The sequence below is a fragment of the Sphaerisporangium corydalis genome (genome assembly GCF_025506355.1).
Taxonomy (GTDB): Bacteria; Actinomycetota; Actinomycetes; order Streptosporangiales; family Streptosporangiaceae; genus Sphaerisporangium; species Sphaerisporangium corydalis.
The window spans coordinates 80,572-97,140 of sequence record NZ_JANZYP010000033.1; the positions used below are offsets into that span (position 1 = coordinate 80,572).

Annotated in this window: 13 protein-coding genes; all 13 read right to left on the minus strand. The window is 70.3% G+C overall.

Going from position 1 to position 16,569, the window contains the following annotated elements; all coding sequences use genetic code 11:
* Positions 1–8: 8 nt before the first annotated feature.
* A complete protein-coding gene (locus tag NYZ98_RS22500) occupies positions 9–1,340 on the minus strand; it encodes a hydroxyacid-oxoacid transhydrogenase (protein ID WP_262844839.1) in 1,332 nt (443 codons plus the stop codon).
* A 14-nt stretch (positions 1,341–1,354) separates the two neighbouring features.
* Positions 1,355–2,125 (minus strand): hypothetical protein, encoded by a 771-nt coding sequence (locus NYZ98_RS22505; RefSeq protein WP_262844840.1) that lies wholly within the window; start codon positions 2,123–2,125, stop codon positions 1,355–1,357.
* Positions 2,126–2,207: 82 nt separating this feature from the next.
* Positions 2,208–2,933, minus strand: coding sequence for a hypothetical protein (locus tag NYZ98_RS22510; protein ID WP_262844841.1), 726 nt, complete (start codon positions 2,931–2,933; stop codon positions 2,208–2,210).
* Between the two features lie 57 nt (positions 2,934–2,990).
* The gene (locus NYZ98_RS22515) at positions 2,991–4,121 is read right to left on the minus strand and encodes a hypothetical protein (RefSeq protein ID WP_262844842.1); all 1,131 of its coding nucleotides are present in this window, start codon (positions 4,119–4,121) and stop codon (positions 2,991–2,993) included.
* Between the two features lie 297 nt (positions 4,122–4,418).
* Positions 4,419–5,495, minus strand: a complete 1,077-nt coding sequence (locus tag NYZ98_RS22520; RefSeq protein WP_262844843.1) for an AsmA family protein — start codon at positions 5,493–5,495, stop codon at positions 4,419–4,421.
* Between the two features lie 256 nt (positions 5,496–5,751).
* Positions 5,752–6,924 (minus strand): amino acid kinase family protein, encoded by a 1,173-nt coding sequence (locus tag NYZ98_RS22525; RefSeq protein WP_262844844.1) that lies wholly within the window; start codon positions 6,922–6,924, stop codon positions 5,752–5,754.
* Positions 6,921–7,970, minus strand: a complete 1,050-nt coding sequence (locus NYZ98_RS22530; RefSeq protein WP_262844845.1) for an aspartate-semialdehyde dehydrogenase — start codon at positions 7,968–7,970, stop codon at positions 6,921–6,923. Before NYZ98_RS22530 ends, NYZ98_RS22525 begins: the two co-directional genes overlap by 4 nt.
* A 40-nt stretch (positions 7,971–8,010) precedes the next feature.
* Positions 8,011–9,234 carry an MFS transporter gene (locus NYZ98_RS22535; RefSeq protein ID WP_262844846.1) on the minus strand — a complete coding sequence of 408 codons (1,224 nt, stop codon included), beginning with the start codon at positions 9,232–9,234 and terminating at the stop codon, positions 8,011–8,013.
* Complete coding sequence (locus tag NYZ98_RS22540; RefSeq protein ID WP_262844847.1) at positions 9,231–9,908, minus strand: CGNR zinc finger domain-containing protein; 678 nt, start codon at positions 9,906–9,908, stop codon at positions 9,231–9,233. Before NYZ98_RS22540 ends, NYZ98_RS22535 begins: the two co-directional genes overlap by 4 nt.
* 85 nt (positions 9,909–9,993) lie before the next feature.
* Positions 9,994–11,097, minus strand: coding sequence for a M14 family metallopeptidase (locus NYZ98_RS22545; protein ID WP_262844848.1), 1,104 nt, complete (start codon positions 11,095–11,097; stop codon positions 9,994–9,996).
* A 2-nt stretch (positions 11,098–11,099) separates the two neighbouring features.
* Positions 11,100–11,771 carry an RraA family protein gene (locus tag NYZ98_RS22550; protein ID WP_262844849.1) on the minus strand — a complete coding sequence of 224 codons (672 nt, stop codon included), beginning with the start codon at positions 11,769–11,771 and terminating at the stop codon, positions 11,100–11,102.
* A 376-nt stretch (positions 11,772–12,147) separates the two neighbouring features.
* Positions 12,148–12,387: an MbtH family protein gene (locus NYZ98_RS22555; protein WP_262844850.1), complete on the minus strand. Its 240-nt coding sequence runs from the start codon at positions 12,385–12,387 to the stop codon at positions 12,148–12,150.
* A gap of 66 nt (positions 12,388–12,453) precedes the next feature.
* Positions 12,454–16,569: amino acid adenylation domain-containing protein (locus NYZ98_RS22560; RefSeq protein ID WP_316249594.1), on the minus strand; the 4,116-nt coding region annotated here is incomplete at its 5' end.

Here is a 16,569-nt window from a genome sequence, read left to right on the forward strand (position 1 = left end):
GGGCGGTCTCACCCGGTCAGGGAGGCCTCGAAAATGCGGGTGAGCTGTTCGGGGCCGACGTCACGCGGGCAGCACGCGAGCAGCCGCTGCTGCTTCATCGCGCCGGCGACCAGATCGGCGATGTCCTTGTGCGCGTAGCCGAAGCCGGCGATCCCTCGGGGGCCGCCGGTGTCGGTGATCAGGTCGAGCAGGGTCTGCGGCAGCAGGTCGGCGCCGTTCCGCGCCGTCACCCCCGAGACGCTGGCCCCGAGCAGCTCCGCGGCACGCAGGTGGCGACGGGGGGAGGCCGCGTAGGTGAACTCGAAGGCGGCGGGCGCGGTGGCGATCACCGACTCCCCGTGCGGGACGAAGGCGTGGTCCACCGTGTAGTCACGGGGGCGGTAGCCGGTCACCATGCCCGCGATGGGGTACCCGGAGGCGTGCGGAATGTGCGTCCCGGCGTTGCCGAACCCCATGCCGGCGAACGTGGCCGCCTGGCTCATGCCGGTGCGTGCCTCCAGGTCGAGCGGGTTGAAGACCGCCCGGCGCAGGTAACGGCCGATCAGGAGGAGGGCCTGCTCCGCCCACATGTCGCTGATGGGGTTGGCGCCGACGTAGATCGGGCGCGTGCCCGGGGAGGCGTACGGGCGGCGGTGGTCGTAGGCGCGCGCGGTGTAGGACTCGCAGGCGTGGGTGAGCACGTCGTAGCCGGAGGCGGCGGTGACGGCCGGCGGCATGGTGAGGGTGTTGAGCGGGTCGACGATCGCGGCGGAGGGCCGGAGCCGGAGATCGCTGATCCCGGTTTTCAGCCGCATGCCCGCTACGCCGAGCGCCACCATCGCCGTGCACTCGCTCCCGCTTCCGGCGGTCGTCGGCACGGCCACCAGCGGCTTCAGCGGCCCCGGGATCGCCAGGCCGTCACCGATCGGCTTGTTGAGGTAGCGCCGCAGGTCCGTCCCGGGGAAGCTGCCCAGCAGGTTGAGCATCTTGGCGGTGTCGATCGAGCTTCCGCCGCCCACGGCCACGTACCCGCCGACCTCCCGGCCGGCCAGCTTCCTCGCGGCCTCCTCGCACCCCTGGTCGGTGGGTTCGATCTCGGCCTGGTCGAACACCGACACCTCGATGTCCTCGCGCTCGATCAGGCCGCGCACGCGATCGGGCAGCCCGAGCCTCGCCAGGTTGGCGTCGGTCACCAGCAGCACCGACCGGACGCCGAGCTGCCGCAACTCGTGCCCGATGTCGCGGGTCGAATCCGCACCCAGGCGCAGCGGCGGCGCCTGCCAGGTGACGACCGTCTCGTGCGGGAAGGCGAAGGGGGCCGCCTCCTCGCGTACCTCGGTCTCCGCCGGTGAACCCCGCATCGTCCGCTCCCCGTTCAGCACCCGCGCACCGCGACCTTCCGCGCCGCGGGGAGCACGCCGAAGGTGGACAGGATGGCGTTCGCGGCCGCGGCCGTGGGGACGGTCAACAGGCAGAGCATGCGGTCCCCCGGCGAGGTGACCTTCGCGAAGTAGTCGTTCACCGCCTTGTTCGACGACGACGGCAGCGCCGGGTACAGGTCGGGCGGCACGCCGATGCCCCGGATGATCCCGCTGTCGGGGTCGAAGGGGTGACCCCCGGCGACGACCCGTGCGACCTGCATGGCGAGGCGCCGCTGCGAGGCGTCCTGCCCTCCCGGGGCCGGGACCTGGGGATAGATCGTCACACCGGGGACGCGGGTGAAGGCGCTCATCGCGCAGTACACCGTGGGGTTGTAGGTCTTGAGCACGATGAGGCGCGGGAAGCCCCGTTCGGAACCCTGCAGGGCCGCGAAGTGACTGCCCCAGCTTCTCGGGAACGTGGAGGTCCGCTGCTGGCGCTGGCCGATGAACTGGGTCAGCACGTGCAGGAACGGCTCGCCGGACGGCAGGACCGACCAGCGTGACGACAGCGCGCCCACCGCCGAGCCGTCGCTCGTCCGCGTCGCCACGGTGACCAGGTCGGCCTCCCGGAACATGTCGCGCCGGACGGAGAACAGCCGGGCCATCTCCAGGTCCGGCAGCGCGGCCGTGAGCCCGTCGATCAGCCACTCCTCCACGCCCTGCGTCAGCTCGCGGCGGGGTACCAGGCTCCTGATCTCGACATCGCCGGAATGGTCTGCGTCCATCGCTCTCACTTCTTCGGTGATCTGGTTGCTGTCCTCGTGGCCCGTTCGGTCGGATACCGGGATCTCGGCGTGCCCGCGTGGCTCAGATCGCGACCGGCTGGGGGAACATCATCGGCTCGCCGGCGTCCACGGTGAGCTGGTACAGCTCCAGGAAGTACAGCTGCCAGAGGCGGTAGATGTCCTGCAGGTGGAGCATGACCTTCATCTCGTCGGCCGGCGCCTTGACCAGGCTCTCCAGTACCGCCCACACGAAGTCGTCGTGCTCGTCCTCGAGGTCGACGCCGACGTGCGCGCGCTGGCCCTTGACCTTGTCCTTGCCGAGGGTCTTCTCCAGGTTGTCCAGCCAGTCCGGCTGGGTGCGCGTGGTGACGTACTCCACGAAGTACACGCTCGCGATGAGGGCGATCGGCGTCCCTTCGTACTCGATGCCGTACTGCAGGTAGCCCGTGAGCAGCTTGGTGGACAGCATCGGCTCGGTGGAGTAGATCTCGTCCTTCTGCACGCCGACCTTGGCCAGGTCCGCCGCGAACAGGGTGTCGTGCAGCATCTCGTCGTCGGTGTAGTGCGCCCACGCCTTGGCGTTGATCGGGTCGACCTTGGTGAAGTACTGGAGCGCGAGCGCGTCGATGGTGCGCTTGCGGCGGAGCCGCAGGATCGTCTCGATGTTGTGCCGCTTGTAGTAGTCGAGGTTGATCTCGGTGCCTTCGAGCTGGTGGCGGGCGTAGGGGACGTTCTTGTAGAAGTCCCGGATGCACTCGTCCAGGTAGTCGTCAACCCGGCGGCGGAGCTCCGGCATCGTGGTCTTCATGGTTGGTCCGTGCCTTTCCTGTTGGGTTCGCTCAGGTCGCGTGATGGAAGGCCCGCGTCAGTGGCAGCCGCAGCTGCCCGCGTAGGTCCGCTTGATCTTCCTGGCGCCGTGACCGAGCAGGGGGCCGCTGCCCAGCACGATGGTGTCCGAGCTGTCGGTGACCACGGTGTCGGGGCACAGGAACGTCAGGGCGAAGCGGGTGAACGGCGTCAGGCCGACGCCGATGTGCACCGCGCCGCCGGTCGCGCCGAAGGGCTCGTTCAGGCCGCAGTTGCCGGGTACGGTCCGCATGTCGGTGTTGATGCCGAAGCCCAGCTCCCAGATCGTGCGGTAGCGGGGGTCCTCGGTGAGCAGCTCCTCGAAGGCCGCGACCAGCCCGGCCGTCGGCGCGGCGGTGTCGGCGCCGCGCACACCGGTGATCACGCCGTCGCGCACGTCGAGCAGGACGGGATGCCGCTCCAGTGGCGCCAGGCGTTCGTACAGGCGGGCCTGCGGCTCGACGAGCGCCTCGTCGTACCCGGCGTGCACGATCGCCGGTCCGCGCAGGGTGAGCGTCCCGTCCAGCGCGAGGCCGCGGTCGGGGTCGAAGTCGGTGATCTCGATCGGGAGGACGCTGAGCTCGCCGGCGGGGGCGATCTGCTGCTCACCGGGGCCGAGGTAGCCGGCCTGCTGGTTCCACACGTAGTCGCCGCCGGTCGGGTCGAATTGGCACGCGGTGGAGCGGGCGTCGTCCGCGAAACGCAGGCCGCCCGACTCCTCCACGGCTTCGAAGAACTGGTCGGCGCGCTTGGCCTGCGCGCTGGGATCGGTGCGCTCGACGACGCCCAGGAAGTACCGGATGTTCTCCACGGTGACCGGGGTCGACGCGCACGGCATGACGACGATCCGCCGCCCCGCTCCGATGAGCTCGGCCTCGGGCGAGGACAGGAACGCGCGCCTGCGGATGACGACGACGTCCGCGCTCGCGGGGATGTCGTCGGTCAGGACGCTGTCGAGGGGGCGTCCGGCCTCGACCGGCACGATGCGGCTGTCGCGGTACGACCGCGCGCCGTAGGTTCCGTGCGATCCGCCGCTCTCGTCGAGGAGGAAGTCGTCCGCGAGGTCGGCGTCGGTCACGAGACAGAATGTGTCAGCGGGCGCGCCGAACTGCCGGAAGGCGGCCGGCTTCACCATGATCTGGCGCTTCATCTGTTCTGTCCTGTTCGCTACGTGTCGCGGGTGCGGGGGACCTTCGGTCGGCGCGGAGGCGTGAGCCATGGGAGGCAGGTGGGCCGAGACCGGCCCACCTGCCGGTAATTCAGTTCGACGAGGCACTAATGTTTCAGCAACCTCGCGTTACGCGGGTCGCTCAGCCAAGCAGCGTGCCCAGGTAGTTGCTGTTCTTGCGAATCTTGATCTTGCTGGCGGTCTTCACCATTAGAGCCACCTCCCTCCGTTGAATAGCAGGTACCCACGCGTGGTCGGGCGGCTTGTGCGGAGGGGGCTTCAGGAGACCCTGCGAAGCGCGATACGGTCTGATTCGTATCCGCCGGGGACTCCGAGCACGACCTCTCCGGAATTGGTGTACACGGTGGTGTCTGGCGAGACGATGTCGAGATGGTATTGGGTGAACGGCGTCAGGCCGAGTCCCCAGTGCAGACATCCCTCTGTTCCGCCGTACGTCTCGTTCATGGCGTGGTTTCCAGGCAGGATGTCCAGGCTCGTGTTCATCGCGTGGCCCATTTCCCAGACGATGCGGTAACGCGAGTCGACATCGAACATCGAGTTCAACATGTCGACCGCGGAACGGGCACCCGGGGTGTGCGGCTGTATGTCGGTGATGATGCCGTTCTCGACCTTCGCGACCACCGCGTGCAGATTGAGAGTGGCGAGCTGGAAATGGACGCGGGCCTGGTCGGCGCGGGAGAACGACGGGGTCCCGCTGTGCAGGATGGGGAAGCCGCGGAAGGCGATCGTCCCGTCGAGCGGCAGGTGCAGGTCCTCGCGGAAGTCGGTGATCTCTATCGGCAGGACGCTGATCTCTCCGGCCGGGACGATCTGCTGGTCACCCCAGTCGAGCGGGCCGGCCTGCTGGTTCCACACCAGCTCGGGGTCGAGGTGCTGGAGGGTGGCCCTGGTGCCGTGCTTCTCGTCCACGTAGACGAGCTGGTCGGTGCTCTCCAGCAGTTCGAAGAAACGGTCGGAAAAGCGTTCCTGCTCGTCCGGGGCGGTCTGCTCCATTACCTCCACGAAATGCTGGATGGCGTCCAGTGACGTCGGTGTGGAGTTACAGGCCATGCCCATTATCTTGCGCCGGCCGAGCAGTTCAGGAGGCGGCGACTCGAAGAACGAGAGCGGCGAGATGGCCAGAATGTGGGCGGGCTCGGGGACCCGGTCGGCGAGCAGGTCCTCGAAGCGCTCCCCCGTCCGGAAGGGGATGACGATGTAGTCCCGGTAACCGCCGTTCCTGATGATCCTGATGTCGTCCTGCAATTCAGGGTTCGTCACCAGGCAGAAGACGCTGTCCTCCGCCTTTCCGAACTGGCGGAGCCGAGCCGGATCAATCTTGATTGTCGCGGTCACTGGGAAACACTCCAATCTGGAGGATTTCGATCTGGAGGCTTTGTGCACCTCGCTTGATACCGAGTCTGTGCGCCACGTTGATGAGAGTCAATTGTGGTGAACCGTCTGGTTGGAGATGGCCCTATCAGTTTTCGTGATTTGTCATTTCGTGGATTATTTGAACGGCGATCCGGATAAGAGCGGGGCCGTTCGGCCGGTATTCGGGCAGCATTCCGGCGGGCCCGGCCACCGGCCGGACCCCGCGTGGAGGAAGGGGTCAGCTCACGGGTTCTGGCGCGACCGAACGGGTCAGCAGGCCGCTCAACGGTGAGCGGGCCTTGCCTCCCGGAGGCTGCACGAACGAGGGATAGTGCATGAGGTGCCGGCGGCGGGCCTCCACCAGGAGGTCCCCCTCCAGCACGAGCAGGGATTCGGGGTCGCCGGCATCGCGGACGGTGGTGAGGAGACGCAGATCGGTCCGCGGTGACGCGGCCGCGCAGATGCGGTGAGCCGCGCCATGCGGGTCACCGCCGGGGATCACCAGATGCTTCACGCCCTCGAAGTCGAGGACGAGACCGTACATCCCAGGGTCCTCAAGCTGGGCCTCGGCCATCCGTGCCACCGCCTTGGCCAGCAGACGGTGGTCGGGGAAGGCCCACACGGCGCTGCGGGTGTCGGCGATGATCGCCGTCGGGCTCGCGGTCCCGGAGATGACGGTCCGCGAGGTCGCGTCCGGCGGGCAGGTACGGCAGATGATGGGCACCGCGTGCCGCTCGGCCATGTCGACGGCCCGTGGATGGAGCATCTTGGCGCCCGCGAGGCTCATCTGCTTGACGGTGGCGTAGCCCAGGTCGCTGATCATCCGCGCCTCGGGCAGCAAATAGGGATCAGCGGTGAAGACGCCGGGCACGTCGGAGAATATCTCGCAGGCTTCCGCGTTCAGAGAGACCGCGGCGGCCACGGCCGACAGGTCGGAGCTGTTGCGGCCCAGCGTGACGACGGCGTTGTTCTCGTCGATCGCCTGACCGCCGGGCATGGTGATCACCGTGCAGGTGGCGAGCGCCGCCCACAGCGGCGCCGGGTCGATGCCGGTCAGCCGCGCGCCCTGGGGGGACCCCGACGCGGTCAGACCCTCCTGGCGCGCCTCGATCTGGCGGGCGTTGACGCCGATCTCACACAGCGCGGTCGCCAGCAGGACCGAGCTGACCGTGTCCGCCGTGATCAGGAGCGCGGCGGTGAGCGTGGCCGACGGCCGGGCGCTCAGGTCCCGCTGGGCGTTCTGCAGGTTGCCGGTGGTCCCGGACATCGCGCTCACGACGACGACGATCCGGCCGGCCTCGGGCAGCCGGTCGGCGATGTAGCGGGCGACCCGCTGATAGTCGCCCATGGTGATGAAACACGCTCCGCCGAACTTGAAGACCAGCGGCCGATCTGGCGACGGGCCGCTCATCGGTCCAGCCAGCCGTACCCCTGCGCGGTCCGCATGATGTCGAAGGCGTTGAGCGCGGCGCCGACCCAGAGGTTGTCCGCGACGATCCACAGCCACAGGGCGCGTGGATCGGCGGTGTCGGCCCGGACCCGGCCCACGTGCACCAGGGCCCGGCCCTCGGCGCCCGAGTTCTCCACCAGGCGGGGGGTGGGGTAGGGCGGGTCGTCGCCGGACTTGTAGAAGCGGATGCCCGGGGTGCCGGCGAGCGCCTCCTCGGCCTCGGCGATGGGCACCTGGCGTCCCAGTTCCACCCAGACGGCTTCGGCGTGGCAGTGGAAGATCGGCGCCCGTACCGCCGTCACGCTCACCGGCAGGTCGGTGAGTCCCATGATCTTCCCGGGCTCCCGGCCGAGCTTCTCCTCTTCGTGCGCCGATCCGTGCTCGTTCAGGCCGCCGATCTGCGGCACCAGGTCGAAGGCGAGCGGTGGGCCGAACCGGCCGGACGCGAGGGTGTCCGCCCCGTCGAGGAGCCGGCGGCTGTCCCGTGCCAGCTCGGCCAGCCCCTGGATGCCGCCGCCTGACGCCGCCTGGTAAGTGGTGAGGATGACGCGGCGCAGGCCGGCGAGCTCGTGCAGCGGCGCGAGCGCCCGGACGAGCTGGATGGTCGAGCAGTTGGGGTTGGCGATCAGGTTCACCGGAGGGCGGTGGGCGAGCGACGCGGGGTTCACCTGCGGGACGACGAGGGGCACGTCGTCGCGGAGCCGGAACGCCGAGCTGTTGTCGATCACCAGGGAGCCGGCCTTGGCGACCTTCTCCGCGGCCTGCCTGCTGACCTCCACACCGGCCGCGAAGAACGTGACGCTGACGTCGCCGAAGTCGACGTCGTCCAGGGTCCGTACCGGTTCGATGCCCGACCCGAGCCCGAGTTGTGCCCCAAGGTCGGTCCCGGCGGACCGGGCGGACGCGATCGGGACGATCGTGGTCGAGGCCGCTTCGGAGCGGCTGATCAAGGTGAGAAGCTCACGCCCGACCGCTCCGGTGGCTCCGACGACCGCTATGCGCGGCATGGCGTACCTTCTTCTGTATTGGGTTGTGGGGTTGAACGGTCTAGGAAGTGGTCTGCGGCAGCGCGGAGCCGGCGTCGGCCGCCGGCGCCGGGGCACGCGCGACCAGGGCCTCTCGCCCTCCGAGGGCCGCGATGGCGACCGCGAACCCGAGCAGGACCAGGAAGAGGACCGTGTAGCCCGACGACGAGATGATCGCGCCGGCGGCCAGCGGGAACGCCAGGATGGCGACCTCGAACATCAGCCCCACCAAGGGGAGCATCCGTGGCCGGTACTCTTCGGCGCTCGCGTTCACCGCGCCCGCCTGCACGGCCGGCAGGGTCAGCCCGTAGGTGACGCCGAGGGCGACCGAGGCCACGCCGTACAGCAGCGGGTTGCCGCCGACCACCAGGAACAGCAGCACCGCGGCCACCAGCCCGGCGCTCGCGCCGGCCAGTACCAGCGGTGAGCTCGGGTCACGGAAGGCCCGGACGAGCACGAAGCGGGTGATGATCACCGAGAGCGTGTAGGCGATGTAGAAGACGTTGAACGACAGGCGTTCCTCTGCGGCGTAGGTCGTCTGGAAGCTGTTCATGGTGGTGAACAGGCACGCGCACAGCAGCACGATCACCAGCGGGCCCACGGCCCGCGAGCGTGCGATCGCCAGGAGCGCCGGGATGAGCGGCGGCTCGGCCACGCGGACGCGGGCGGGGCGCAGCTCCGGCGAGCGGAGGTGCAGCGGGAGCACCATGAACGCGGACACGATGGAGATCAGCGCCGCGACGCGGAAGATCCCGGCGAAGTCCATGCCCATGCGCAGCAGGAGGTCGCCGACGACCGGGCCGAGCCCGAACCCCACCTGGACCATTCCCGTCGCGTAGCCGATGTACTTGCTCCGGCTGACGTCGTCGGACAGGTCGCTGACCACCATGGGCGCCGTCGTGTACGCCACCGCCCACGTGGTGCCCAGCACCATGCCGAGGACGATGAGCGGCCAGGACATCGAGTTCGCGAAGGAGACGCCGAGGGCGGCCAGGGCGTAGGCGGCCGAGGCGAAACCGAGCAGGTAGTGCGGGGGGAACCGGCGCGGGTATCGGATGAGGATCCCGATCGCGATGGCCGCGGTGACCGTGCCCGCCGCCGAGATCAGGCCGAAGTCCGCTTCGTCCCCGTGCAGGCGCTCCTTGAGGAACAGCGGGAGCAGCAGGAGCATGCCGAACGACGTCGAGACGCCGAGGGTGCCGCCGAGCAGTCCCAGCAGGGTTAATCGGTCGATGCCACGTTTCACCGGAATGCTTCTCCCTCGGGCCGTTCGATGGACTCGCCTGGCCGTTCGCCGGCGATTCGTTCCGGCCCGCTTCGCCGTCGGTGACGGCGGACCTTTTCCAGGTTTCCGCAGCCGCCCATCGCGCACCAGCGGCGCCTGCCCGCGCCGGAGACGTCGACGAACAGCAACGAGCAGCCGTCGCCGGCGCACTCGCGTATCCGCTCGGCCTGTGGCCCGCCGAGCAGGTCGACGGCGTCACGGGCGACCTCCGACAGCGCGGCGGCCACCAGGTCGGGCGCCGTCCAGGTGATCGCCCGTGTCGCGGCGTCGAGTACCGGGACGAGCGGGGGGACGGCCGCGTGCGCGTTCAGCACCGCGACGTCGCCGGGGGCCGGTGCCGCGCCCCCGATGACGCTCCGCGCGCACCGGTAGATCGCTTCCCGCAGTTCCCTGGCGAGGATCAGCCGGTCGTCGTCCACCGGGGGCGGGCCGGCGAGCAGGCCGGCCTCTCCGAACCAGCGGGCGAGGTCGCCGGGGCCGCCCAGGCGTTCGATGGGCCGGCGGTGCCTGCCCCCCAGCGTCGCGGCGAGGTCGAGACTCCGCCGCCCGGACCTGAACCGGAAGTCCATCGCCGCGAGCTCCCGCGCCGAGACGCGGGGCGATGTGGGGGAGGAGATGCCGATCGATGTCTCCATGGCGTCAGTGTAACTACACCATGGGGTTACACAAGAGCTGTAACCATGACCAATGGTTACGCATGCCGCAAGTCGGACTCCGGGCTCAGCCCTTAGCGAGGCCGGCGAACGCCTGGCGGAAGACCTCTTGCGCGCGCGTCCAGACGGCCTCGCGCCACTCGGGATCCGGTGGATAGAAGGCCTCCCGGATCGCCTGTTTGATCTCCTTGACATGACCGGCCTCCGGTTCGCTCTGCAGGTAGAGCCAGTTGTCGGCGCGCAGGGCGTCGAGCACCGCGATGCCGGGCAGGGTGCCGAACTCCAGCGTGATCGCGGTGAGTTGCTGATCCGCGTCGAGCTCGTCGGCGATCGAGCTGGCGGTGTTGCCGATGATCGGGGTGGAGCTGGAGGTGCCGTTCTCCGACTGGGTGAGCGCAGGGCCGTACCAGGAACGGGCCCTGGCGAGGGCGTCCTGGTCCCTGCCGCCACGGAAGATGGGCTCGCCGTAGCCTCGGGGGCCGAGCCCCGTGTGCAGGTCGATGTACGCGATCCGCCGGTCGCCGGCGAGGAAGTCGCGCGCGATCGAGCGCAGCAGCCGGTGCGACCACACCGGCTCGGTCCCCCCGTAGAACAGGCCGTCGGGGTGCAGGTACTGCCCGCCCGTCACCGCCTCCTGGACGTACCTGAGGCCGTGCTCCCCCGCGATCTTTCCCAGGGACCGGTCGGCCGCCCGCTGCTCCCGCCCGCCCCAGACGGCCGGGACGAGCGCCTCGTGCAGGGTGTCGTACACCGGATTGCGCGGCGGGTCGGAGTGGTCGACGAAGTTGCGGTTGAGGTCCACGTTGTCCTCGTTGACCCGCCGTTCGTGGGCGAACCCGTACGGGTTGAGCGCGTGCACCAGCAGCAGGCCGGTGCCCTCTGGCGCCTCCGCGAACAGTTCCTCGCGAAGGAACCCGACCTGGCACGCGGATCCGCAGAAGCCCTCGATGCCGTGGGTCCCCGACACCAGGGTCACGATGGGTCCGGACGCGCTTGGGGCGATCCAGGCGACGTCGGTGTACAGGTCCGCTCCGGAGGGGTCGCTGCCGTGGTCGTTGCGGAAGGAGGAGATCTCCGCGCCGGCCTGCCGGGCGGCGTCCAGGAAGTTCGACCGGGCGTCTGGGTAGCTCTGGGCGAAGTACGTCTGGGTGCGGGGGGAGGGCTGTGACATGTTCACCTACGGTCTGTGTCGGTCCGATTGGCCATGAGGTGGAGAGCGGTGGTGAGGTCGCCGGCCTCACGGACCCGCGCGAGCATGTCCCGTTCCGCGGCGGCGATCTCCCGGGCCAGCGCGAGGACCCGGTCGGCGCGGTCGGCGGGGAAGAAGACCACGCCGTTGAGGTCGGCGGCCACCACCCATCCGGGGGACACCGGCCGCCCGGCGATGAGCACGTCCGCGCCGGCCCCGGCGAAGACCAGCCGCCCGCGCATGCCCGCGGGGTGCGTCCCGGCCGCGTACGTGGGGAACCGCATCTCGGCCAGGTCCGAGGTGTCGCGCACGGCGCCGTTCACCACCGCCGCGCGCACGCCGCTGAGCCCGGCGGCCGTCGCGAGCACCGTCCCCCAGCACTGCACGTCCGTACGGCCGCCGAGGTCCACGAGCATGACGTCGGCGCCGGCGAACGCCTCCACGAGCGAGTCGAACGGAGCCCCGGCCCCCGGGACGAGGGTCACCGTTGAGACGGTGCCGACGATCGGCGCGCAGCCCTGGTACATGGGTTTGATCGAACCGGTGCGGACGGCGGGGATGTCGAGCCGGTCGCACGCGTCTGAGATGTCGCAGACGTCCGCGTCGTCGAACGGGCTCGAGAAAGGCCCGGCGTCGTAGAGCGCGCTGGTAGACATGGCACCAATTCCCCTGGTTGATCCCGGTTCCGTGAATTCAGTACCGGATGGCTGATCTCTTCATATTGGGTCTTGGCATGCTGGTGGAGTGGGACGTTGAGCCGTCTCTCTCAGTCAGGGGCAGCCTGGAGAGGATGGAAAGCGGCAAAAGCAGAAGAGGAAATCACTGACTTCGATGGCAGGCCCATCGGTCGGGCGGGGTGCCCTGTTCCGACCGGACCGAATGGGGGGACGGCGCGAAAGCGCGGTCCGCGCGAAGGCGTCATTCCGCGAGGGGTGGTCCGCGCGAAGGCGGTTTCCGGGAGGCGCCGGGCACGCCGACGGCCGCCGGGCGCCTGTGGGGGCGCCGGGCGGCCGTTCGGAGATCAGCCTTCGGTCACGCGGCCTGACCGGGGGTGGGCGCGTCGCCGGAGGACTCGCGCATCGCGCGGGCGAGGCTCGCGGGACGCATGTCCGTCCACACCTCCTCGATGTGCGCGAGGCACGCCTCCTCGGTGCCGCGCATTCCAGCCTCGGCCCAGCCGAGCGGCAGCGGCCGCCCGGCCGGCCAGATCGAGTACTGGGCCTCGCCGTTCACGACCGCGAGGAAATCGGTGAGGCTCTGCTCCTGGCTCATTGGTGGTCCTTTCACGGTTCGGGTGGTCGCGGTTCGTGGTGGTGGTGTGGTGCCGGGTCGAAGGGGTCAGGTGCGGCCTTGGCCGAGGTCGCGCCGTGCGCGGGCCCGTCGGCGGCCGGCGAGCAGCGGGTTCCCTGCGGGTTCTCCAGGCGCGTCGCCGGATGACGTGCCGGGCGGCGGTGGCTCGTCGCCGGCGAGGTGGCCGGCGAGCGCGCGCAGGCTGGACATCCGGAAGAGGTCGACCATCGCGATCTCGCGCCCGAGTTCCGTCCTGATCCGCTCCCGCACGCCGACCAGGAGCATCGAGTTGCCCCCGATGTCGAAGAAGTTGTCGTGCCGGCCGACCGCCGGGACGTCCAGGACGTCCCGCCAGATCGCGGCCAGGTCGTGCTCGATCCCGTCGCGCGGGGTGGCAGGCCCGTCGTCGGGCACGGCCTCGGCGGCGGTGATCCCCGGCTCCCGCCACCTCTCGCCCTCGTGGACCAGGACGGGCAGGTGGGACAGGGGCCGGTCCGGGTCGGCGGTGACGGCGGTGAGGAGGGTCCGGTAGTGGTCGGCGAGGCGTTCGATGGTGTGGTGGGTGAACAGGTCGGTGCGGTATTCGATGACGCCGTGCAGGCCGTGGTCGTCCTCTTCGAGGGACATGGTGAGGTCGAACTGGCTGGCGCCGGCGGTGGGGTGGATGGGGGTGGTGGTGAGGCCGGTGAGGTCCGGCTGGTCGGCGGGGGTGTTCTGCAGGGCGAAGGCGACCTGGAACAGCGGGGTGCGTGCGGGGTCGCGGGTGGTGAGCAGGGTGTCCACGAGGTGGTCGAACGGGAGGTCCTGGTGGTCCAGGGCCGACAGGGTGGTGTCGCGGGTGTGGTCGAGAAGCCACCTGAAGGTGGGCTCGCCGCCGCCGCCGTCCTGGACGCCGCCGTCCTGGGCGTCGTCGCCGTGCTGGCCGGTGCGGCCGGTCAGGCGGGTGCGGATCACGACGGTGTTGACGAAGAACCCGACGAGGTCGTCGAGCTGGGGGTGGTCGCGGCCGGCGAGCGGGGCGCCGACGCTGATGTCGTCCTGGCCGGTGTAGCCGGACAGCAGGGTGGTGAAGGCGGCCAGCAGCGTCATGAACGGGGTGGCGCCTTGTTGGTGTCCGGTTTGGTGGATGGCGGTGACCAGGTCGGGGGGGAGGTGGAAGCGGTGGCTGTGGCCCTGGTAGGTCATGGTGGCGGGCCGGGGGTGGTCGGTGGGCAGGTCCAGTACGGGTGCGTCTTCGAGTTGGTGGCGCCAGTAGTCCAGGTGCTCGGTGGCGGTCTGGTCCCGCTGCCAGGTGGCGTAGTCGGTGTACTGGACGGGCAGGGGCGGCAGGCCGGGCCGTCCGCCCTGGGTGAGCGCGTTGTAGCACTCGGCGAGTTCGCGGCGCAGGATGTTGAGTGACCAGCCGTCGGCCGCGATGTGGTGGACGACCAGCGCCAGGATGTGGTCACGGTCGCCGACCCGGATCAGGTGGGCGCGCAGCAGCGGCCCCTGGGCCAGGTCGAACGGCTCGTGCAGCAGGTCGTGGAGCAGCCCGTCCAGGTCCAAAGGTGCGTGGGGCAGCCCGGCTGGGCCGGGCGGCGCGTGGAGCCGTCCGTTCAGGTCGCCGGACGCGTCGGCGAGGGTCAGGTCGAACCCGTCCTCCGGGCCGATCTCCTGGACGGGGTGGCCGGCGGCCTCGGTGAAGCGCAGCCGCAGGGAGGCGTGCCGCCGCCACAGGGTGCGGACCGCCTCCTGGAGGGCCTCGGTGTCGAGCTCGCCGTGGAGGCGGAGCACGAGCGGGATGTTGAACACCGCCGCGCCCGCGTGCAGTTGTTCGACGAACCACAGCCGCTGCTGGCCGTGCGAGAGCCGCACGGGGCCTGGGTGATCGCGCGCGATGATCGCGGGGGGCCGCCCCGCCGGGCCGGGGGTGAGGGCGGGGGCCAGGCGCGCGACGGTCTTGGCGTCGAAGACCGCGCGAACGGGGACGTGTACGCCGAGGACGTCCCGGATGCGGGCGACCAGGCGGGTGACCATGAGGGAATGGCCGCCGAGGGTGAAGAAATCGTCGTCGATGCCGACGCGGGTGAGGCCGAGGACGTCGGCGTACAGGGCGCAGAGCATTTCCTCGCGGACGTTGCGCGGCGCCCGTCCCGACGTCTGGGGTCCTGAGCCGGGTGCCGGGAGCGCCTTGCGGTCCAGTTTCCCGTTCGCCGTGAGCGGCAGCCGCTCCAGCACGACGAACGCCCCCGGGACCATGTACTCCGGCAACAGCCCACCGGCGTGCTCGCGCAGCTCGTCCGCCAGGTCCCCGGAGAACCCGAACGAGCCGAGCGCACCAGGAACGCCGGCGGGGGCCGGGGGGGTGGGGGTGCGGCGGGCGTAGAGGTTGTAGAGGGCGCTGTGGCGGAGTGACTCGTCGCGGTGGGCGTCGACCTGGTACCCGCGCGCCGACAGCATCTCGCGCACGTACGCCAGCCGCCCGTCCACGTCATGGACCTCCACCACCACCTGGTCGATCCGCGCCCAGTCGGCCTCGTCGATCCCGGCGAGGGTGTCGAGCTCGCTCCCCTCCACGTCGATCTTCAGCAGGTCGACGCGCTCGATGCCCCTCTCCCGCATGACCTGCGAGATCGGCACCACCGAGCAGGAGACCGGGACGCCGCGCAGGCGCTCCTTCAGCAGGACGCCCACCGTCTCGTCCCCGGCGTCGCCGCCGATCTCGTTGGCCAGGAAGCCGGACACGACCTCGCGCACCGAATCCTCGTCCGCGTACTGCCCCGACAGGATCGAGGCGTTCGGGTAGTACGTGAACTCGACCTCGTCCCGCGCCTCGGCGCCGGCGGCGCTGTTGATCAGCTCGGCGCCGACCCCGTGCAGGCCCATGTTCTCCTGGAGCATGCGGAAGATCTGCGGGATCGGCTCGAAGGAGTAGATCCTCGGACGGGCGCAGTTCCGGGCGACGAACAGGGTGAACAGCCCGATGTTCGCGCCCACGTCCAGCACGCACGCGTCGTCCGGCAGGTGGATGCCGTGCCGCGCGTAGGTGAGGTCCTCGAAGATCTCGCGGTACACGAACCGGCCGTCCAGCGCGTTGGGCATCACGAGCGGCAGGTCGGGCGCCAGCTCGACCAGATGCCCCCCTTCGGGCAGCGGGCGGCCCTTCAGCCGGGCGAGCCGGGCGGCCCCGGAGGCGTGCCGCTCGTCCAGGGTGAGGTATCCCACGAGCCGCTGGTCGCCGGGCCGGTCCTCGCGGACGACCACGGCGGCCTGGGCCACCGACGGGTGCCGGGCCAGCACCGTCTCGATCTCGCCGAGCTCGATGCGGAAGCCCCGCAGTTTGATCTGGTCGTCGAACCGGCCGAGGTACTCCAGCTCCCCGTCGGCCCGCCGGCGGACCCGGTCGCCGGTCCGGTAGAGCCGCCCGCCGGCCCGGCCGAACGGGTCGGGGATGAACTTCCGCGCCGTGAGCCCCGGCCTGCGGTGGTAGCCGCGCCCGACGCCGGCGCCGCCGATGAGCAGCTCGCCGGGTACGCCGGCCGGCACCTCCCGCAGGTTCGCGTCCACCACGTGCAGGGTGAGGCCCGCGATCGGCCGCCCGATCGGCACGGTCGCGTCGCCGCGCGCGCACTGCCAGTGGCTGACGTCGACGGCGGCCTCGGTCGGCCCGTAGAGGTTGTGCAGCTCGGTGCCGAGGCGGTCGAGGAAGCGGTCCTGGAGCTCGGCGGAAAGCGCCTCGCCGCTGCAGATGACCCGCCGTACGGACATGCACCGCTCCACGCCGGGCTGGTCCAGGAAGACCTCCAGCATGGACGGGACGAAGTGCAGGGTGGTCACCTTCTCGCGGATGATCGTGTCGCGGAGGTACGCCGGGTCCTTGTGGCCTTCCGGCCTGGCGAGGACGAGCCGGGCGCCGGACATCAGCGGCCAGAAGAACTCCCACACCGACACGTCGAAGCTCATCGGCGTCTTCTGCAGCACCCGGTCGGTGGCGTCGAGCCGGTAGCGGTCCTGCATCCACTGGAGCCGGTTGAGCATGGCGCCGTGGGAGTTCATCGCCCCCTTGGGTTCGCCGGTGGAGCCGGAGGTGTAGATGACGTAGGCGAGGTCGCCTGGTCCGACGTTGGCGGTGGGTGGGTGGTGGGGTGCGGCGGTGATCTCTTTTTGGTCGAGGATGAGGGTGGG

Coding starts and splice junctions, on each gene's coding strand:
- NYZ98_RS22500 (WP_262844839.1), bottom strand. CDS start 1,340: ATGCGGGGTTCACCGGCGGAGACCGAGGTACGCGAGGAGGCGGCCCCC.
- NYZ98_RS22505 (WP_262844840.1), bottom strand. CDS start 2,125: ATGGACGCAGACCATTCCGGCGATGTCGAGATCAGGAGCCTGGTACCC.
- NYZ98_RS22510 (WP_262844841.1), bottom strand. CDS start 2,933: ATGAAGACCACGATGCCGGAGCTCCGCCGCCGGGTTGACGACTACCTG.
- NYZ98_RS22515 (WP_262844842.1), bottom strand. CDS start 4,121: ATGAAGCGCCAGATCATGGTGAAGCCGGCCGCCTTCCGGCAGTTCGGC.
- NYZ98_RS22525 (WP_262844844.1), bottom strand. CDS start 6,924: ATGAGCGGCCCGTCGCCAGATCGGCCGCTGGTCTTCAAGTTCGGCGGA.
- NYZ98_RS22530 (WP_262844845.1), bottom strand. CDS start 7,970: ATGCCGCGCATAGCGGTCGTCGGAGCCACCGGAGCGGTCGGGCGTGAG.
- NYZ98_RS22540 (WP_262844847.1), bottom strand. CDS start 9,908: ATGGAGACATCGATCGGCATCTCCTCCCCCACATCGCCCCGCGTCTCG.
- NYZ98_RS22545 (WP_262844848.1), bottom strand. CDS start 11,097: ATGTCACAGCCCTCCCCCCGCACCCAGACGTACTTCGCCCAGAGCTAC.
- NYZ98_RS22550 (WP_262844849.1), bottom strand. CDS start 11,771: ATGTCTACCAGCGCGCTCTACGACGCCGGGCCTTTCTCGAGCCCGTTC.
- NYZ98_RS22555 (WP_262844850.1), bottom strand. CDS start 12,387: ATGAGCCAGGAGCAGAGCCTCACCGATTTCCTCGCGGTCGTGAACGGC.